This window comes from Caballeronia udeis, from assembly GCF_044909315.1.
Classification (GTDB): domain Bacteria; phylum Pseudomonadota; class Gammaproteobacteria; order Burkholderiales; family Burkholderiaceae; genus Caballeronia; species Caballeronia udeis_A.
On record NZ_JBIYEB010000012.1, the window covers coordinates 104,734 to 123,282 of the forward strand.

The 18,549-nt window shown below is 59.4% G+C and carries 16 protein-coding genes; 5 read left to right on the top strand and 11 right to left on the bottom strand.

The window, feature by feature from the left end; translation table 11 throughout:
* Positions 1-4 precede the first annotated feature (4 nt).
* The 10 genes from ABH944_RS20295 to ABH944_RS20340 all read right to left on the bottom strand — a co-directional run bounded on the left by ABH944_RS20295 (position 5) and on the right by ABH944_RS20340 (position 10,330).
* The gene (locus ABH944_RS20295; protein ID WP_404609568.1) at positions 5-997 is read right to left on the bottom strand and encodes a glycosyltransferase family 2 protein; all 993 of its coding nucleotides are present in this window, start codon (positions 995-997) and stop codon (positions 5-7) included.
* Entirely contained in the window at positions 994-1,455 is a 462-nt protein-coding gene (locus ABH944_RS20300; protein WP_404609567.1) for a GtrA family protein, read from the bottom strand. Before ABH944_RS20300 ends, ABH944_RS20295 begins: the two co-directional genes overlap by 4 nt.
* A complete protein-coding gene (locus ABH944_RS20305; RefSeq protein ID WP_404609566.1) occupies positions 1,430-2,359 on the bottom strand; it encodes a transketolase family protein in 930 nt (309 codons plus the stop codon). Before ABH944_RS20305 ends, ABH944_RS20300 begins: the two co-directional genes overlap by 26 nt.
* Positions 2,356-3,162: a transketolase gene (locus ABH944_RS20310; protein ID WP_404609565.1), complete on the bottom strand. Its 807-nt coding sequence runs from the start codon at positions 3,160-3,162 to the stop codon at positions 2,356-2,358. The genes ABH944_RS20305 and ABH944_RS20310 overlap by 4 nt, the downstream gene beginning before the upstream one ends.
* Positions 3,159-4,208, bottom strand: a complete 1,050-nt coding sequence (locus tag ABH944_RS20315; protein ID WP_404609564.1) for an NAD-dependent epimerase/dehydratase family protein — start codon at positions 4,206-4,208, stop codon at positions 3,159-3,161. The genes ABH944_RS20310 and ABH944_RS20315 overlap by 4 nt, the downstream gene beginning before the upstream one ends.
* A gap of 10 nt (positions 4,209-4,218) precedes the next feature.
* Positions 4,219-5,535: a lipopolysaccharide biosynthesis protein RfbH gene (gene rfbH, locus ABH944_RS20320; RefSeq protein ID WP_404609563.1), complete on the bottom strand. Its 1,317-nt coding sequence runs from the start codon at positions 5,533-5,535 to the stop codon at positions 4,219-4,221.
* 11 nt (positions 5,536-5,546) lie between these two features.
* Positions 5,547-6,617: a CDP-glucose 4,6-dehydratase gene (gene rfbG, locus ABH944_RS20325; RefSeq protein ID WP_404609562.1), complete on the bottom strand. Its 1,071-nt coding sequence runs from the start codon at positions 6,615-6,617 to the stop codon at positions 5,547-5,549.
* Positions 6,617-7,387, bottom strand: coding sequence for a glucose-1-phosphate cytidylyltransferase (gene rfbF, locus ABH944_RS20330; RefSeq protein ID WP_404609561.1), 771 nt, complete (start codon positions 7,385-7,387; stop codon positions 6,617-6,619). The genes rfbG and rfbF overlap by 1 nt, the downstream gene beginning before the upstream one ends.
* 245 nt (positions 7,388-7,632) lie before the next feature.
* Positions 7,633-8,760 (bottom strand): glycosyltransferase family 4 protein, encoded by a 1,128-nt coding sequence (locus ABH944_RS20335; protein WP_404609560.1) that lies wholly within the window; start codon positions 8,758-8,760, stop codon positions 7,633-7,635.
* A 118-nt stretch (positions 8,761-8,878) separates the two neighbouring features.
* Positions 8,879-10,330, bottom strand: coding sequence for a mannose-1-phosphate guanylyltransferase/mannose-6-phosphate isomerase (locus ABH944_RS20340; protein WP_404609559.1), 1,452 nt, complete (start codon positions 10,328-10,330; stop codon positions 8,879-8,881).
* A gap of 570 nt (positions 10,331-10,900) precedes the next feature.
* On the opposite strand from ABH944_RS20340, the gene ABH944_RS20345 reads away from it, so the two are divergent.
* The 4 genes from ABH944_RS20345 to ABH944_RS20360 are packed head-to-tail and all read left to right on the top strand — an operon-like array spanning position 10,901 to position 15,935.
* Positions 10,901-12,085 (top strand): glycosyltransferase family 4 protein, encoded by a 1,185-nt coding sequence (locus ABH944_RS20345; RefSeq protein ID WP_404609558.1) that lies wholly within the window; start codon positions 10,901-10,903, stop codon positions 12,083-12,085.
* Positions 12,086-12,104: 19 nt separating this feature from the next.
* Complete coding sequence (locus tag ABH944_RS20350) at positions 12,105-13,061, top strand: UDP-glucose 4-epimerase family protein (protein WP_404609557.1); 957 nt, start codon at positions 12,105-12,107, stop codon at positions 13,059-13,061.
* Complete coding sequence (locus tag ABH944_RS20355) at positions 13,058-14,074, top strand: MraY family glycosyltransferase (RefSeq protein ID WP_404609556.1); 1,017 nt, start codon at positions 13,058-13,060, stop codon at positions 14,072-14,074. The genes ABH944_RS20350 and ABH944_RS20355 overlap by 4 nt, the downstream gene beginning before the upstream one ends.
* Positions 14,064-15,935 carry a polysaccharide biosynthesis protein gene (locus ABH944_RS20360; RefSeq protein ID WP_404609555.1) on the top strand — a complete coding sequence of 624 codons (1,872 nt, stop codon included), beginning with the start codon at positions 14,064-14,066 and terminating at the stop codon, positions 15,933-15,935. Before ABH944_RS20355 ends, ABH944_RS20360 begins: the two co-directional genes overlap by 11 nt.
* A 1,164-nt stretch (positions 15,936-17,099) precedes the next feature.
* On the opposite strand, the gene ABH944_RS20365 is transcribed toward ABH944_RS20360, so the two are convergent.
* Complete coding sequence (locus ABH944_RS20365; protein WP_404609554.1) at positions 17,100-17,273, bottom strand: hypothetical protein; 174 nt, start codon at positions 17,271-17,273, stop codon at positions 17,100-17,102.
* 136 nt (positions 17,274-17,409) lie between these two features.
* On the opposite strand from ABH944_RS20365, the gene ABH944_RS20370 reads away from it, so the two are divergent.
* Positions 17,410-18,441: a glycosyltransferase family 9 protein gene (locus ABH944_RS20370; protein WP_404609553.1), complete on the top strand. Its 1,032-nt coding sequence runs from the start codon at positions 17,410-17,412 to the stop codon at positions 18,439-18,441.
* Positions 18,442-18,549 lie beyond the last annotated feature (108 nt).

Genomic DNA, 18,549 nt, shown 5'->3' on the forward strand with positions numbered 1-18,549 from the left:
ATATTCAGGCGGTAGGCGAAATCGAATCTGCGTCAGTCACAGCAGAACGCACTACCGGTGCATCCCCACCCCCCACAATCCTCTCCCTCTCCACTACCAACGGCCTTTTCTGCGCATAAGTCAAAATCGCGCCCACGTACTCTCCAAGCAGCCCGATAAAAAACAACTGGACCGACGAAAAGAAGAACAACCCGATCAGCAGCGGTGCGCTGCCCATGACGAAACTATTCCAGTACAGAAATTTCAGGATCATATAGACCACTGAAACGCACAAACTCACGCCCGACAGGAAGAAACCGGCAATAGTCGCCAACCGCAGCGGCACTTTCGAATGCGATGTAATGCCCAGCATCGCGATGTCGTACAGCGTATAGAAATTATTCTTCGATATCCCGCGCTTGCGCCTCGGCTGCACGTAGGGAATCTGAATCGCATCGAAACCAATCTCGCAGATCAAACCGCGGAAGTAGGGATACGGATCGTCGATTTGCCGGATGATCTCGATCACCTTGCGGTCATACAGCCCGAAGCCCGTGAAGTTCTGAATCAGCTTGACGTTGGCAATGCGCGTGACCATCCGGTAGTACGCGCGGCGAATCGCAAAGAACAACGCAGATTCCTTGGCTTCAGGTTTCACGCCGACAACAATCGGTGCACCTTCCAGCCAGTTGCGGACAAAGTCGCGCATCAACTCGGGCGGGTCCTGGAGATCGGCCACCAGCAGAATCACGGCGTCACCTTTAGCCTGCAGCAAACCATGCACCGGCGACTTGATATGCCCGAAGTTACGAGCATTCACAATCACGCTGACATTCGGATCACTCGCGGCTATACCGCGAAGAATGCTGACCGTCTTATCGTAGGACGCGTTGTCGATGAACAAATGGTCGTACGTGACTTCCGGAATGGTCGCGAAAATCCGCTTCGTCTCGGTGTACACCGCCTCGACATTTTCTTCTTCGTTGAAACAGGGGGTAACGACCGTTATATGCTTCATGGCAGATTGAAAACAAACCGACGATTAAGGATGAAAGCGAGGCCGGCGAGGGGAATCAGCATGATGCCGTTCGCCACGTACACATTCAGGCCAAAGCTCAGTAGCAGCTTCACACCGCCAAGGTTGGTCAGGTAGATCAGGCAATACACGCCTACGAACCGCCAGAAGCGCGAACGCGGCGCGCCACCAAACACGAGGCGCCCGACGCTCTGGAAATTGAACAGCACGCCGCCAATGGTCGCCAGCGCAATGGCGAGCGGGTAGCCCATTCCAAACCACGTGAAGACGGCGAACAGGGCATAACCGAAGACGGTGTTGATCCCGCCAACCACCAGGAAGCGCAGCAACTGATACCACGTATTGACGCGCGGCTCGGGAGCCGCGGCAAGCGCGATGGGATCGTCCGCGACCGGCTGTCCGTTGACCGCCTGTTCAGTCCTGGAGTTGGACACTGGCATTCAATGCCTCCCTGATCTGGCGTTCCACGGCCTCCGACGACAAGCCGTGACTTTCCATCAGGAAAGAATAATTGCCGCAGAGCGAGCTGAACTGATCCTGGATCCCGACGCGCACGAAGGTGCCGAGGTACTGACCCATCAGCGTCTCGGCGACCACGCCGCCCAGGCCGCCATAAATCGAATGCTCCTCGAACGTGACAATCGCTTCGCGTCCTTTCGCCAGTTCGCGCAGCGACTTCGCGGGGAACGGCTTGAGGCAGGGCGCTGAAACAACGTCGGCATTGCCTAATGCATCGGCGGCTTTTTGAGCCATCTTCAAACCCGAGCCAGTGCCGATGAAAAGATACGGCGCGCCGGTGTTCGTCACCGGAATCAGGTCGCCGTGACTCCAGCCTTCGATAGGACCACGATGCACATCGCCAAGATCAGCCTTGCCCATGCGCATGTACGCCGGTCCCGGATTCCGCACGATATGCTCGGCGCACGCCGTCAGTTCGAAGCGGTCGCCAGGGGAGTAGATGGAGATTTGCGGCACACCACGCAGCGCGGCGATGTCTTCGGTACTTTGATGGCTCGTGCCCAGTTGGGCATACACCACGCCGGCGCCGTCGCCAATGAAGGTGACCGGCAGGTTCTCGTAACACACGTCGATCTTGATCTGCTCAAGCACGCGAATGGGCACGAAAGCGGCGAGGCCGTACACGACCGGCTTGAAGCCGGCCTTCGCCAGCCCGGCCGCGACACCCACCATGTTCTGCTCGGCAATGCCGCAATTGATGTACTGGTCCGGGCAGGCCTTCCGGAAAGGATCGAAGAGGGCATAGCCGTGATCCCCCGTCAGCAACAGCACCTTCGGGTCTTTCTTCGCGGCCGCTACCAGCGCGTTTGAAAATGCGTCTCTCATGCGCGCTCTCCCAGTTCCGTAATCGCGGCTTCGTAGCTCTGCGGATTAAGCCGCGTGTAGTGCCAGATATTGTCGTGTTCCATGAACGACACGCCCTTGCCCTTGACCGTCTTCGCGATCAGCGCCTTCGGCTTGCCATTCTTGCTGGCCTTGAAATCCCGATACGCACGATCAATGGCCGCTTCATCATGACCGTCAATGCTTACCGCCTCGAAATCGAACGCCCTGAATTTGGCTTCAATATCGCCGAGGCTGATCACTTCATCGGTCGTGCCCATCGCCTGGAAGCCGTTCACGTCCACGATGACAACCAGGTTATCGAGCTTGAATTGAGCCGCGAACAGCGAGGCTTCCCAGATCGTACCTTCGTTAAGCTCACCGTCGCCCACCAGCGCGTAGCACATCTGCTCCGTCTTGTTCATCTTCGCACCGAGCGCAAGGCCAACGCCGACCGACAGTCCATGGCCAAGCGAGCCCGCCGTGACTTCCACGCCGGGCACATGAGCGTCGGCCAGACCTTTCAGGCGTGTGCCGTTGCCGAAGTAGGTGCTCATCTCTTCGTCGCTCAGCCAGCCGATCTCGTGCAGGCAGGCGTATTGCGCCATCACGCCGTGCCCCTTGCTCAGCACCATGTAGTCGCGGTGCGCCGCATGCGGGTCTTTGGCGTCGAAGTTGAGGTGATTGCGATAAAGCACTGCAAGCAGTTCCACAATCGAAAATGCGCAGCCGATGTGAACTGTCGAGCCGGCGAACGCCATGTCGAGAATGGTCTTGCGAACGCGGACTGCGTCGAATTTTTTCATGCCGTGACCGCTGAGCGGTTCCAGTTGATCGTCTTGGACAAAGCCAGTTCCAAAGGAGTGAATTCGTCGACATCAAGCGCATGCCGCGCCCTCGACGTATCCGGTACGTATCGCGGGGCGGGGCCATTGCCGGCCTGGACGGCCGGTGCCGCGGGCAATGTCGAGCCGCATTGGTCTTCCACCATCCGCGCGAGATCGATGATCGAGATTTCGCGTTCGGAGCCGACGTTATACGCGGCGCCGCTTTCGCCGCGAATCAGCATGCGCAGCAGCCAGACGCACGCGTCCGCCATGTACAGATAGCTGCGCAGCGGGCGCCCGTCGCCATTGATGCCAATTTGCTTTCCCGCCAGCGCATCGCGGATGAAATTGCCCGCGGCGAAGGGACCGTCCAGTGGAATGGCCGGTCCAAGCAACGCATAGATCCGCGCGATGCCCACGTGCATACCGCTGTGCTGCTGCGCGTAAGCCGATGCCAGCCATTCGGCGGCACGCTTGCTTTCGCCATAAGCGCTAGCCATCTTCAATGGGTCGGGTGCGCCCGAGAAGGTCTCAGGCGTACGCGCGAGCGTGGCCGGCTGCACGCCATACACCGCGCCACTCGATGTCAGCAGGAACCGTGACGCGCCATTGACCTGTGCAAAATCCAGCACACGCCGCGTGCCGGTCACGCCGGTATCGAAAACGCGCAACGCGTCTCCCGCACGGGCAAGATCGGCAACGTCGGTTGCAGCATGAATGCAGGCGTCGATAGCCTGGCGTTCTGCCACGAAACTCGCGACATCGCCTTGAATGAGCTTCATGCCGGGCGCAGCAAACAGATGCGGCGCATAACTGATGGCTTTCTGCGGATCGCGGCTCAGCGCAACGGTTTCAATCTTGCTGCCGGCCAAGCGATTGGCATGCTGCACCACCTCAAGCAGCCACGAGCCGATAAAGCCCGTACCGCCGGAGATGAACAGCCGCGCTCCGTGAAGGGCGGACCAGACATCGGCGGTACGCTCGACGACAAAATCCAGGTCGTCCTGAGGCAGCGGCTTACGCATAAATCCCGCTTTAGAAGTTCACGCCGAGGAAGGTCTCGAGCTTCTCGACGACGAAGTCGAGCATTTCCCGGGACAGGCCCGGATACACGCCGACCCAGAACGTCTGGTTCATGATGATGTCGGTGTTCGTCAGTTCGCCACTCACGCGATAGTTACGCCCCATCATGTACGGCTGGCGCGTGAGGTTGCCCGCGAACAGCAGGCGCGTGCCGATCTTGTTCTGATCCAGGTACGCAAGCAGGTCCACACGACGGAAATCAGCTTCAGGCTTGAGCGTGATCGGGAAACCAAACCACGACGGATCCGAATTCGGCGTTGCGTGCGGCAGGATCAAAAATTCCTTGCAGCTTTGAAGCTTGTCATGCAGGTACGCAAAGTTGTCGCGACGCGCTTGCACGAAGCCTTCCACCCGATCCATCTGCGCGAGTCCGCAGGCTGCCTGCATGTCGGTGATCTTCAGGTTGTAGCCGAGGTGCGAGTACGTGTACTTGTGATCGTAGCCTTCGGGCAGGTTGCCAAGCTTCCAGCAGAAACGCTTGCCGCACGTGTTGTCCTTGCCCGGCGCGCAGTAGCAATCGCGGCCCCAGTCACGGAACGATTCTGCAATCAGCTTGAGCTCGGGGTTGTTCGTGAACACCGCGCCGCCTTCGCCCATCGTGATGTGGTGCGCCGGATAGAAACTGATCGTACCGATATCGCCAAAGGTGCCAACCAGCTTGCCGTCGTAAGTTGCGCCCAATGCGTCGCAGCAGTCTTCGATCAGCCACAGGTTGTACTTCTTGCACAATGCAACGATCGTCTCGAGGTTGTACGGATTGCCAAGCGTATGCGCGAGCATGATCGCTTTTGTCTTCGGCGAGATGGCCGCTTCAATCTTGGTCGCGTCGATGTTGTACGTGCCAAGCTCCACATCGACAAAAACCGGAACCGCGCCAAATTGCAGGATCGGGTTAACGGTGGTCGGGAAGCCCGCTGCCACGCCGATCACTTCGTCGCCCGGCTGGATGGCGCGGTCGCCGAGTCGCGGCGAGGTCAGCGTAGAGAACGCGACCAGGTTTGCCGACGAACCCGAGTTCACCGTAATCAGGAAGTTCACGCCAATGAACTTGGCGAGCTTCTTCTCGAATTCGTCGTTGAAACGACCGGTCGTGAGCCATGCATCGAGGGACGCGTGAACCATTGCTTCCATCTCGGGCGCACCAACTACCTTGCCCGCAGGGGGCACCACGGTCTTGCCCGGTTCGAAGGCAACGGGTTGCGAAGCAATCTCGCCGTACTGCCGGACGAGCTGGACGATTTGTTCTCGGATCTGATCTTTAGTTGTCATGGTGGGGTACGTTAAATTTGGGTGTATTGGTCGATCTGGGCGAGCGTAACGGTCTTCAAGTCTTCGCTGCGGGCCGCTGCCTTGTACCAGGCCACGATCGAGTCGAGCGTATGGTTCAGGTCCCAGCGCGGCCGCCAGCCGAGCCTTGCGCGCGCCTTCGAGCAGTCCAGCTTAAGGAACGTCGCTTCGTGCGGATGCTCTCCGCCGTCGAGCTTCCAGCGCGCACCGTCGCCCCACTGGGACGTCAGCCGTTCCACAATGGCTTGCACCGGTTGGGCGTCCGAGTCGTTGGGGCCGAAATTCCATGCATCGGCGAAACGGGGACCATCGGTGTAGAGCCGTTCGGCCAGAATCAGGTAGCCGCTAAGCGGTTCGAGCACGTGCTGCCATGGGCGAATGGCGTGCGGATTGCGGATGTTCACCGTCTCGCCGCGCGAGATGGCACGCATGATGTCCGGAATCAGCCGGTCGGCCGCCCAGTCGCCGCCGCCGATCACGTTGCCCGCTCGCCCGCTTGCCACTGCAACGCCATGTTTGTCGTAAGCCGCGGGATTGAAGAACGAGTTCCGGTAAGCCGAGGTGACGAGTTCAGCGCAGCCCTTGCTGCTGCTGTACGGGTCGTAGCCGCCCATTGCCTCGTTCTCGCGGTATCCCCATTCCCATTCACGATTTTCATAGCACTTGTCCGTCGTGACGATCACGACAGAGCGCACGCCCGGCACCTGCCGGATCGCGTCGAGCACATGCACCGTGCCCATGACGTTCGTTTCGTAAGTTTCCACGGGGGTCACATACGACTCGCGCACGAGCGGTTGCGCCGCCATGTGGATCACGATGTCGGGGCTGGCGGCCTTCATGGATTCGGCCAGCAAGGCGCGGTCCCGGATATCGCCGATGATCGATTCGATACCGTCGCCTACGCGCCCGAGCGTAAAAAGGTTAGGCGTGGTGTCCGGCGCGAGGGCGAAGCCCGTGACGCGGGCGCCAAGCGCCTGTAACCAAAGCGTCAGCCAACTGCCCTTGAAACCCGTATGGCCGGTAAGAAAGACCTTTTTGCCGTGCCAGAACGCTTGATCGACCATTACCACACCTTCCACGGTGCGCGGCCGGCTTGCCAGAGCTCTTCAAGGTGCGTCTTGTCGCGCAGCGTGTCCATGGGTTGCCAGAAACCTTCGTGTTCGAAGGCTGAAAGCTGGCCGCCTTCCGCAAGTTTCTCGAGCGGTTCGCGTTCCCAGATGCAGTCGTCGTCCGAAATCAGGTCGATTACCTTTGGCGACAGCACGAAGAACCCGCCGTTGATCATGCCACCGTCGCCTTTCGGCTTTTCCTTGAACGAGAGTACTTTGTTGTCGTGCAGGTCGAGCGCGCCGAAGCGTCCAGGCGGGAAGGTGGCGGAGAGGGTGGCGAGCGTGCCCTGCTGTTTGTGGAACTCGACGAGCGACGTGATATTGATGTTGCTCACGCCGTCGCCATAGGTGAAGCAGAATGCTTCCTCGTCCTTCACGAAATCCTTGACGCGGCGCAGTCGTCCGCCGGTCATCGTGGACTCGCCCGTGTCCACCAGGGTTACTTTCCAGGGCTCGGCATATTGCTGATGCACCTGCATTTCGTTCGTGCGCATGTCGAACGTAACGTCAGACGTGTGAAGAAAGTAATTGGCGAAATATTCCTTGATCACGTAGCCCTTGTAACCGCAGCAGATCACGAAGTCGTTCACGCCGTAGGCTGAATAGATCTTCATGATGTGCCAGAGAATCGGCTTTCCGCCAATCTCGATCATTGGCTTCGGACGATTGACGGTGTCCTCGGAAATCCGGGTTCCAAGTCCGCCTGCAAGAATTACAGCTTTCATTGAAATCCTGTTCAGTGCAGTGATTAATTGGCAACGATCCGGCCGCCGCCTGTATTGGGAAACCGTCGCGCTCTGGACTTCCATGCGTTGGATTGGAAGCAATAAAACGCGCGTCTGTGCGTTATCTACCGCATAGACAGATTCGGTAAGCTATCGAAAGGAATTTGCGCATTATAGTGTATGGTTTTTGCGGTGACGATAGCCCGGGCAATTTCGCGGGCGTGCGCGGTGCGCGCTCAGCACCGTTAGCGATTGGATGCCGCGGCGCTGGAGTCGACCAGCCGACTGTACAAATCCACATAGGCGTTGACCATCTTGCCGGCCGTGAACTTTGCTTCAAAGCGTTCCCGAGCCTTCTGCCCCAGGTTTGTCGCCAAGACGTCGTCTCGCCACAACTTCCCCATCGCCTCGCGCAAAGCCCCCGGGTCGCTAGGCGGCACCACCAGCCCCGTCTCCCCATCCACGTTCACGTACGACGTCCCGGTGCCGATCTCCGTCGATATCATCGCCTTCCCGAACATCGCTGCTTCCAGCAGCGAGATCCCGAACGCTTCAGACCGCAAATGCGACGGAAACGTCAGTGCATGACAGAGCGTGAGCAGGGCGATCTTGTCGTCGTCACCCACCGGTCCGACAAAGTCCACGTTGTTCAGCTTCAACCGTTCCGCCTGCGCCCGCAGTTCCCGCTCGACTGGCCCCGACCCGACGATCACCACGCGGAAATCCGTCCCCGGCAGCGCATCGAGCAGTATGTGCAGACCCTTGTAATACCGGAGATTGCCGACGAACAGAAAAAACTTCGGCCCGGCGCGCTCACGCCAGTACCGCAATTTTTCGGCCGTGGGCGCCGCATACGACGCCTCGTCCAGTCCGATCGGAATCACCTCGACCTTGTCGCGATACCGCTGCAACACCTCGCTCGTCGCCAGATAGTTTGGCGACGTTGCCACGATCTTGTCCACGCTTGCCAGGAACCTGTCCCGCAGCGGCTTGTAAAACTGCAGCAATACCTTTTGCCGCACGATATCCGAGTGATATGTCACGATCGACGGCTTGCGCACGCGAGAAGCGAAGTGCACGACATCGGCGAACGGCCAGGGGAAGTGGTAGTGGATCAGGTCGGCGTGTTCGGCCAGATCGCGAAAGCGCCGGAATGCTGCGAGGGAGAATGCCGACGACGCAATCTCCACATCGAGCTTCGCGCGATGGTGCAGGTGATCGCCGAAGTCGACCGTGCTCGTGTCTTTGGACACGGTCAGTACCTCGCTCGTCACGCCGCGTTTCGCGGCGCCCGAGCAAATCTGGCCGATCAGTTCTTCGACGCCGCCCATGGAATCAGGCTTGTACGTCTTATAGAAGTGTAAAACGCGCATAGATCCCGCTGAGGGGTGCCGGCAGTGTGTTCAACCTCCAGCCGGCGATAAAGCAAGCAAAGCGCCCGCCGCGCGTTCAACTTTCCGCGGCGGCGGGGCTTAAAGACGCTACAGACAATCAGGCCGGTACGCGCCCGTATACGTCTTCGAAGCGGACGATATCGTCTTCGCCAAGATACTCGCCGCATTGCACTTCAATCAGCACGAGATCCATCACGCCCGGATTGATGAGGCGGTGCTTGTGGCCGGCGGGAATGTAGGTGGACTCGTTAGGCTGCAGCGAGATGATCTGCTCGCCGTTGACAATGTCGGCGCAACCGCTCACCACGATCCAGTGCTCGCTGCGGTGATGGTGCATCTGCAACGAAAGCTGTGCGTTCGGCTTCACCACAATGCGCTTCATCTTGAAGCGATCGCCCTCTTCGAGCACGGTGTAGGTGCCCCACGGACGGTGCACCGTCCGATGGAGCCTGAAGGCATCGTGATTGACCTTCTTGAGCTTCGCGACGATCTGCTTCACGTCCTGAGCCCGGTCACGCGATGCAATCAGCAGCGCGTCAGCGGTATCCACCACGATCAGATCCTGCACGCCCACCGCACCGATCATGCGGCCGTCTTCGCTGCGGATGAAGCAGTTGTCGACTTCGTACAGTTCGGCTTCGCCATGAATGCGGTTGCCGCGTGCGTCGGGTGCGGTGAGTTCGCTGATGGACAGCCATGAGCCAATGTCGCTCCAGCCCATTTCGCACGGCACCACGTTGACGTTGTCCGAGCGTTCCATCACGGCATAGTCAATGGAAATGTCTTCCGCACGGCTGAATTGCGCGGCATCGAGTTCGACGGTGTAACCGTCTTTCGAGGTACTGCGTTTCGCGTCGGTAACTGCGGCAATAGCCGGTTCGAGCACGGTCGGAGCGTACTTCTCGAGCTCGGCGAGCATGGTCTCGGCGGTGAAGCAGAACATGCCGGCGTTCCAGAGATGCCGGCCATCGGCGACGAGTTCCTGAGCCACGGACAATTGCGGCTTCTCGACGAACTGCACGACCTTGTGCACGGCGTCCGCGCCGGGCAGCGGCTTGCTTTCGAATTCGATGTAACCGTAGCCCGTCTCGGGCTTCGTCGGGCGGATACCGAACGTGACAATCCGGCCCTCCTGCGCCGCGCGCGCCGCGTGTTCCACGGCGGCGCCGAATGCGGCTTCGTCTTCCACGAGCTGGTCTGCGGGCATCACGAGCATGATCGCGTCCGCGCCATGCTGCTGGCGCACGACTTCTGCTGCCACGCCGATAGCCGCCGCGGTATTGCGAGCGGACGGTTCCAGGATGAAGCCCAACTGGCTGACGCCCGATTTGGCGTCAACGCACTCGTCTTTTGTCAGGAAGTACGTTTCGCGATTCGTAACGATGACCACTTCACTGACGTTCGCCACATGCGATGCACGCAGAAACGTCTTTTGCAGCAGGCTCTGCCCATCGGCCAGTTTCAGCAGCGGCTTAGGGAAGGCTTCGCGGGACACCGGCCACAGGCGGGTACCTGCGCCCCCACAAATAATGACGGGAATGATGTTCATTGAACGGCTCGAGAATGACTGAATTGGGGCAGGGAAACGGCGATTTTAGCGGATTTCGAGACGCTGGTGCCCTGTTTCAGAACATCTGGTTACCGTTGTTGCAGCAATCGAACTCCCCGCGGCTCGCCGCGAGACAAGTGTTTTGCTATCGTGTGCGGGGGACTTCCATCGCTTGCTGCATAAGCTTGCGCGGGTAAGGAAGCGACAGGATTGTTCTGTCGGCAAGTACCGAAAGCAAGCTGGCGCAAAGGGCCTGTGTGTTAAATTTCGAGGTTGCGTCCGGGGTACGCGAAGCGCGCTGAGCAACATCGGGGACAGGGTCCTCACACGGAAAATCTGTCCAATCGATCAGGAAAACAGGACGGATGCAGCGCGGCACGTTCAAGGTATCAAAACGGGCTTGCAGTCCGTTTTAAAGGCTCATCCGAACGGGTCCCTGCTTAAGCGGCTTCATCCCGGTTGTAAGAGGCTTGAAACTTATTTGCATGCAACGGTCGATGACGGCTAAACCGCCATCGCAGACCCCCTTTTGCTTTTTGTTTGTTTACTACGCCAACTAAACGCTAACGCATGAAACTGCTCTTCGATCTCAACTCACTTCGTCCACCAAGGAGCGGCGTCGGCTATTACACGCAGCATCTGCTGGAAGGACTGCGTGATGAGCCGGATGTGCAGGGGCTGGCGGGCTGGGTGGGCGCAGAGTGTTTCGAAGGCGAGCGTTTGCTCTCGCTGATCAATCAACGCGTAGCGCTGCGCAAGGGTGTGCAGTTCAGCGATGGTATCGCGGCACAGATGCTGCAGAAGGCCCGTAGCCTGCCCGGTTTATATCGCGGAAGGACGGTTGTGCGGGCGATCAAGTCGCGTGAAGTGCGTGACGACTTCGCCCGCCGCGGGTACGTGTATCACGAGACCAATTTCGTGGCGTCCCGATACAAAGGCCCGACGGTCGTGACCATTCACGATCTGTCACATCGGCGGCATCCGGAGTTTCATCCGCGCGTGGCGGTGGAATACCTGGATCGCGAGCTGCCGAAGACGCTGCGGCAAGCGCAGGTCGTGATCGCGGACAGTCACTACACGAAGAACGATATCGTCGAGATCTATGGTGTGCCTGAATCCAAGGTCGTCACCATTCATCTGGGCGTGGAAGCGGCGTTCCAGCCGTATTCGGCGGAGTCATGCGCCGAGGCGCTCACCGAACTCGGCCTGAAGCATCGTGGATTTGTGCTGTCCGTCTGCACGCTGCAGCCGCGCAAGAACCTGCAGCGGCTGGTTGAAGCGTTCGCGCAACTGCCCGCGGAGATGCGCAGCGCCTTTCCACTCGTGCTGATCGGCGCGGATGGCTGGAAGAATTCCGCGCTGATGCGCGTGATCGAACCGCTCGCGCGCGATGGTCAGGTCGTAGTGCCCGGCTACGTGCCGCGGGCAAATTTACTGAAACTGTATGCATCGGCGGCGTTGTTTGCCTATCCGTCGTTATTCGAGGGATTCGGCCTGCCCGTCGCCGAAGCCATGGCGAGCGGCGTGCCCGTGCTGACGTCGAACCTGACTTCGTTGCCGGAAGTGTCGGCCGGGGCGGCGTGGGAGGTGGATCCGTATTCCATCGACGACATCGCGGCCGGCATGGAGCGCCTGCTCGGCGATCCGGCTCTGCGCGACGAACTCGTCGCCAAGGGTTTGCGCCGCGCCGCCGACCTGACGTGGGAGGCAACCGTCGCCCAGACATGCGCGGTATATCGCGGGCTATCGGCATGAAGCTGCGGAGATCGCTGTCATGCGAGTAATCGTCACCGGGGCCAATGGTTTTGTGGGTCGCGCGACCTGCACGGCGCTCTGCGACGCGGGCCACGATGTGACCGCGCTCGTGCGCCGGCCGGGCGGTTGCAAGTCGTTGGACGGTGAGCGCGTGCACGAACAAGTGATCGCCGATGATAACTTCGCAAGCCTTGCCGCCCTGCCTCCCGCTGACGTATTAGTGCATCTTGCCGCGCGCGTCCACGTAATGAAGGACAGCGCCGGCGACCCGCTCGGCGAGTATCGTGCGGTCAATGTGGAGGGCTCGCTGAACGTGGCGCGTGCGGCGTTGAGCGCGGGCGTGAAGCGGCTGGTTTTTATAAGCAGCGTCAAGGCATTGGGTGAGGGCGAACCAGGCCGTCCATGGCGCGAGGATGATCCGCCTGCGCCGGTCGATCCTTACGGCATCACGAAGCTCGAGGCCGAACGGGCGCTGGCGGGCTTTGGCCGCGAGCAGGGCATGGAGGTGGTTGTGCTGCGTCCGCCGCTGGTCTATGGGCCTGGAGTGCGAGCCAATTTCGAACAATTGATGCGAGCCGTGGAGCGCGGTGTTCCGCTGCCGCTCGGTTCAATCGATGCCCGTCGAAGCATGGTCTACGTGGGCAATCTCGCCGATGCCATCCGTTTCGTCGGAACACGTGCCGAACCGACCGACGGTGTATTCCACGTTACCGATGGCGACGATCTCAGCGTCGCGCAGATGATTCGGGCACTGGCCCAAGCCTTCGACAAACCCGCGCGCCTGCTGCCCGTACCCGCTTCGTGGTTGCGCGCGGCGGGTGTATTGACCGGACGCTCGGCCCAGGTCGACCGGCTGACAAGCCCGTTGCGCATGGACAGCTCGCGGCTACGCACGGGCCTTGGCTGGAAACCGCCCACGACGGTGGCCGAAGGCATCGCCCGGACGGTGCGTGCATTCCAGGAGGCGCGCCGATGACATCGCTGGCGCAAATGCCGATGGCTTTGTTCTTCGCGGCAGGCGTCGCGTGCGTGGTGTGCGCGGGTATTTTGCTGCTGCTGCTGCGTACCGGCTGGGCTTGGGACATTGCAGTCGATATCCCGAACCACCGGTCGCTGCACGTGCGTCCCGTGCCGCGTGTGGGTGGCTGGGGGGTCATGCCGGCCATGCTGCTCGCCGTAGCCTTGTGCGCACCGTCCTTCGGCTGGATCGCGCTCGGCGCATTGTTGCTGGCCATAGTGTCCCAGATCGATGACCGACGGGGCTTGCCGGCCCGTGTGCGCTTCGCCGCGCATCTGATTGTGGTGGCTGCGGCCGTCGCGTGGAGCGCGGTGGATATTTCCTGGTGGCTTGCGCTGCCTGCCGTCGTGGCGCTCGTCTGGGTGGTGAATCTTTACAATTTCATGGACGGTTCTGACGGTCTTGCGGGTGGTATGGCCGTGTTCGGTTTCGGTTTTTATGCCGTTGCAGCGTTGGTTTTGCAGCCGACACTTGCGGTCGCTGCGGCGGCGGTGGCCGGCGCGGGAGTGGGCTTCTTGATTTTTAACCATCATCCGGCCAAGATATTCTTGGGCGATGCCGGTTCCATCCCGCTTGGTTTCCTGGCAGGGGCGCTGGGCTTCTGGGGCTGGCAGCACGGCGTTTGGCCGATCTGGTTCCCCGCGATGGTGTTTGCACCTTTCGTCGCCGACGCCACCGTGACCCTGGCGCGCCGTCTCGCGCGGGGCGAGAAAGTGTGGCTGGCGCATCGCGAGCATTATTATCAGCGTCTGGTGAGACTGACTGAAAGCCACGTCCGCGTGGCGATGGCGTATTACTTGCTCATGTTGGGCAGCGGTTGCGCAGCGCTCCTAGCACTTCGCGTGCCGCTTACGGTCCAATGGACCTTGTTCGGGGCGTGGTACGTTGTTCTGGCCTTGGTTGGCTGGCAGATCGACCGCCGTTGGCGGCAATTCATCCTCACTCAAGGTAACGGTAACGATGCGAATTAAGCCTTCGTGGCTCTCAATTGCGGCATTCGGCTTCGACCTCGTAGCGGTTGCCGTGGCGTGGCTCGCCGCGTACGCACTGCGCTTCAATGGCGCGGTTCCTGACGATTTCTGGCACGGCGGCATCAACGCGCTGGTGTGGGTCGTCGTGATCTACGGGCTGATGTTTCGAATCTTCGGGCTGTATCGCGGCATGTGGGTGTTTGCGAGCTTGCCCGACCTGATGCGGATTTCCAAGGCGGTGATCAGCGGCGCGTTGATCGTGATGATCGGTGCGGCCATGCTTCAGCCGTTGCCCATCATTCCTCGTTCCGTGCTGATCGTGTCCCCGTTGCTGCTGTTCATGATAACGGGTGGCTCGCGCGCCCTTTACCGCGCGATCAAGGAGTTCTATCTATATGGCGGGCTGATTGGCAAGGGCAAGCCGGTGATCGTGCTGGGCGCGGGTACCGCGGGCGCGAATCTCGTGCGCGAGCTGGCACGTTCGAGCGAATGGCGTCTCGTGGGTCTGCTCGATGACGACCCCGCCAAACGCGGTCGCGAAATTCTCGGCCACAAGGTGCTTGGATCGATCAGTGAACTGCCGCTGTGGGCGGAACAACTGAAGGCCGATACGGCGATCATCGCGATACCGTCGGCATCTGTGGATTCACAGCGGCGTGTGGCGACCATGTGCGTGCGCGCCGGCGTGAAGGCCATGGTCTTGCCCGCACTCACCGTGCTGACGCAAGGTCAGGCATTCCTCTCCCGGGTTCGCCAGATCGACCTGGAAGACTTGCTTGGCCGCGAACCGGTGAAGATCGACATGCCGCACGTCGAGGCGTTGTTGCATGGGCGCGTGGTGATGGTCACGGGCGCGGGCGGTTCTATCGGTTCGGAATTGTGCAGGCAGATCCTGCGGTTCTCGCCAGCGCAACTGGTGGCCTACGACCTGAGCGAATACGCGATGTATCTGCTCATCGAAGAGTTGCATGAGCGGTTTCCGGATCTGTCGGTGATCCCGGTTATAGGCGATGCGAAGGATTCGCTGCTGCTCGATCAGACCATGTCGCGCTTCGCCCCGCATATTGTGTTTCACGCGGCTGCGTACAAGCACGTGCCGTTGATGGAAGAGCAGAACGCATGGGCAGCAGTGCGCAACAACGTGCTGGGCACGCTGCGCGTGGCGCGCGCGGCGATCCGTCATCAGGTCAGCCATTTCGTGCTGATCTCCACCGATAAAGCCGTCAATCCGACCAACGTGATGGGCGCGAGCAAGCGTCTGGCCGAGATGGCCTGCCAGGCGTTGCAGCAGACCGCGCCGCGCACTCAGTTCGAGACGGTGAGATTTGGTAATGTGCTGGGCAGCGCGGGCAGCGTGATCCCGAAGTTCCAGCAGCAGATTGCGAAGGGCGGCCCGGTGACGGTGACGCATCCGGAAATCACGCGCTTCTTCATGACGATTCCCGAAGCGGCGCAACTGGTGTTGCAGGCGTCGAGCATGGGCCGGGGCGGCGAGATCTTTATCCTGGATATGGGTGAGCCGGTAAGGATCGTGGATCTGGCGCGCGACCTGATCCGGTTATACGGATTCTCCGAGGAGCAGATCCGGATCGTGTTCACGGGCTTGCGGCCGGGTGAAAAGCTGTACGAAGAGTTGCTTGCGGATGACGAAACGACCACCCGCACGCCGCATCCGAAACTGCGGATTGCCCAGGCGCGCGAGGTGCCGAATCACTTCCTCGATGAATTGCTGCCATGGCTGATGCAGCATCGCGTGCTGGCTGACGAGGAAGTGCGGCGTGACTTGCGCCGCTGGGTGCCGGAGTATCAGACGGCCATGCCGCCGGTGTTGCAAAGCGTCCAGTCGATTCGAATCGGCTGAGAGTTGCTCGACAGCCAATGTCTTATGACTGTTTGTTGGGTGGAGTGACTGCAGGATGACTGCCATATCGGAGCTCGCTTCGTAGCGCATGCGGCTTCGCAAGCAGGTTGCCGGTGCAGGACACGCTCCTCTCTCGCATGCACATCCCAAGAGAGACCATTCATCTACGGACGATTTGACGCCGGCTTCAGGTTGGAAGCAGCAAAGATAGTCCGGCAGCGAGGTCTCCCGACGCTTGAGGTTGTGAAGGCGATGGAAGTGTCGCGGACGGAATGAGCTAGAAATCCGCCTGTAAGATCAGATAAGACAAATCAATATAAAAGTGAGCGACAACGCGCAGAGGGAAAATTAAACTCACCCTAGGATTTAACAAACGTCCGGGGGTGGCGAAAAATGGGTCAACGCGAAGATTTTGAGGCTGAGAAATCGCTTGCTGAGCACAGCGAACGGAAGCCGGTAGCATGGCGCTACATGCTCGGCGACGGGAAGTGGCGCTATCAACTCGAGTGGTCTAACGGCGCTGTCATGCATCCAGTCTATGAATTGACACCCGAGGCCGCGGAGGCCCTAAAAAAAGCTCATTTTTGATTTGCGCATACAGAACGGGGCGCTATTGCCGGTTGATCTGGATTAGTGCCATGGGCATCAACACGCATCCACCGGATCATAAGCCCAACAGTTCGCGACAGATAAATTGCGAATTCGACCTCGGCTTGAGGGTGCTTTGTTGGGTCTCCGTCTTCCGAAATTGTGTTTCGCGTGATTTACCTTCGCTATCTCATCGAATGTAAAACAGAACGACCGCGAATTCTCGGAACGTTCCTGCGTTGGACTCTGGAAGAACGAATCCCTTCCCAAGGAAGTGAGCGCATCCAAGCGTAGAAAAGTCCGCTATCGTGCATAGATGGCCGGGTTGCCAAGATTTCGGATTGCAATGTTTAACAGATTGCAGGTGGACTTCGGCGCCGACCGAGGCCTGCTATCCTCAACGGAATCTACTGAAGCGGTTTCCAAGGCGACCGCCATCGGTGCGCTGATCGTAATAATCGGCATCGGTGATCCCGCTAGTCTTCTCCTGTCATTCCCCGCCTTGTGTTCCTCGTGTCGCTGTTCGTACTGTTCAGAGACGTGGATCGCCCGCGCTTTACCTTGCGATCAAGGGGTTTATTTGTACGGCTGCTTGATCGGCAAGGGCACGCCGGCACGCCGATGATCGTGCTCTCCACCGGTGCGGCAGGCGATAATCTCGGGCGTGAGCAGCCGCGTTCGAGCGAATGACGTCTGGTAGGTCTGCTCGATGACGACTCCGTCAAATGTGATTGCGAGATACTGGGCCACAAGGTGCTTGGATTGATCAGCACGCTGCCGCACTGGACGGAACAACCCAAGCTCGATAAGAACTATCAGACGATAGTCCCGCCGAGGCTGCATTTGCCCCGCAGTTGCCATGCTCTTCATAAGGTGACTACCGAATATGCTGCTGACTGATGTCTTCGCATTGACAAACCCCGGCTCGCTGCTCTCGCCGCATGGCGAGATCGTGGCGCCCTACGATCTGGAAGTATCCAATAGCGCTGCCGAGGGTTATCGCGCGCTCGGTCTTTCAAACGGCGTTTGCAATGCCGCCATGGCTGAATTCAACCCGGATTACGCGACTCAAACCCGCGTACACGTAATTAATGGCATGGGTGTGACACTGGGTGATTCCGTTATCGGCCTGACCGCACTTATTGCCATCAAGGCACGGTTCCCCCGCATTTCCTTCACGATTTATCGACCGGCGCATACGCCCGGCTATGTAAAGCGTCTTTACGAACTGGCCGCACCGCTATTGGGTTCCATCGTCGATTTGCCGGTGAAGCTCGACGCCATTCCTTACGCTGAGTTACGCATCGACTTAGGCAATCATTTGTTTTGGCCGAAGTTTGCCTCCCTGCCGATGATCGATTTTTTTCTCGACGCAATGGGGATAAAGGCCGACGAAGTCCCGGAGACAGACAAACGCAATCATTGGCTGCAGCAATTGGCGCTGCCACGGCCCCAGGCGCTCAAGGGCGACTATGTATTGTTGTGCCCGACCGCAAGTACGCCTGTGCGCAGTATTCCTGCGTTGGTGTGCAAAGACTTCGTGGAAGCCCTGTGGCAGCGCTACAGGCTCCCTGTAGCGGGCTTTGGCGCCATAGATCACCCGCTTTACACTGACCTCTCCCCGCACGCGCCTGACACGGCCGATTTCCTTGCGTGGATCAAGCACGCCGCTTACCTGGTGGCTCCGGACACAGCCGCCATTCATATTGCTGCGGGGTTCGATATCCCGACAACAGCATTCTTTACAACCATCGCGCCAGGTTTACGTGCGCGCGACTATCCGCTCTGCAAGCCCGTTTCCTTATCGGTTCCTGAATTGGACGGCATACAAGCCAGTAACCGCGCGCCGGACGTGGAGTTGATAGAGCGCGCTTATCGTGCGTTAAAGATTGACGCCGATTTTTATGGATTTGCTTAACTGCGGCGCTTAATACTTCAACCGATCGATCGGAATAAATTACTTGAAAATGTAAGAATTATTTCTTCTAAGAGTTGCTGAAAATCTACTGCTTTGTCATATTCGGGC

Excerpts from the sequence above, each read along its gene's own strand:
- ABH944_RS20340 (WP_404609559.1), bottom strand. The coding sequence starts at position 10,330 with ATGAACATCATTCCCGTCATTATTTGTGGGGGCGCAGGTACCCGCCTG.
- ABH944_RS20370 (WP_404609553.1), top strand. The coding sequence starts at position 17,410 with ATGCTGCTGACTGATGTCTTCGCATTGACAAACCCCGGCTCGCTGCTC.
- rfbG (WP_404609562.1), bottom strand. The coding sequence starts at position 6,617 with ATGGTCGATCAAGCGTTCTGGCACGGCAAAAAGGTCTTTCTTACCGGC.
- ABH944_RS20295 (WP_404609568.1), bottom strand. The coding sequence starts at position 997 with ATGAAGCATATAACGGTCGTTACCCCCTGTTTCAACGAAGAAGAAAAT.
- ABH944_RS20360 (WP_404609555.1), top strand. The coding sequence starts at position 14,064 with ATGCGAATTAAGCCTTCGTGGCTCTCAATTGCGGCATTCGGCTTCGAC.
- ABH944_RS20300 (WP_404609567.1), bottom strand. The coding sequence starts at position 1,455 with ATGCCAGTGTCCAACTCCAGGACTGAACAGGCGGTCAACGGACAGCCG.
- ABH944_RS20350 (WP_404609557.1), top strand. The coding sequence starts at position 12,105 with ATGCGAGTAATCGTCACCGGGGCCAATGGTTTTGTGGGTCGCGCGACC.
- ABH944_RS20315 (WP_404609564.1), bottom strand. The coding sequence starts at position 4,208 with ATGCGTAAGCCGCTGCCTCAGGACGACCTGGATTTTGTCGTCGAGCGT.
- rfbF (WP_404609561.1), bottom strand. The coding sequence starts at position 7,387 with ATGAAAGCTGTAATTCTTGCAGGCGGACTTGGAACCCGGATTTCCGAG.
- ABH944_RS20335 (WP_404609560.1), bottom strand. The coding sequence starts at position 8,760 with ATGCGCGTTTTACACTTCTATAAGACGTACAAGCCTGATTCCATGGGC.
- ABH944_RS20310 (WP_404609565.1), bottom strand. The coding sequence starts at position 3,162 with ATGAAAAAATTCGACGCAGTCCGCGTTCGCAAGACCATTCTCGACATG.
- ABH944_RS20305 (WP_404609566.1), bottom strand. The coding sequence starts at position 2,359 with ATGAGAGACGCATTTTCAAACGCGCTGGTAGCGGCCGCGAAGAAAGAC.
- ABH944_RS20345 (WP_404609558.1), top strand. The coding sequence starts at position 10,901 with ATGAAACTGCTCTTCGATCTCAACTCACTTCGTCCACCAAGGAGCGGC.
- ABH944_RS20355 (WP_404609556.1), top strand. The coding sequence starts at position 13,058 with ATGACATCGCTGGCGCAAATGCCGATGGCTTTGTTCTTCGCGGCAGGC.
- rfbH (WP_404609563.1), bottom strand. The coding sequence starts at position 5,535 with ATGACAACTAAAGATCAGATCCGAGAACAAATCGTCCAGCTCGTCCGG.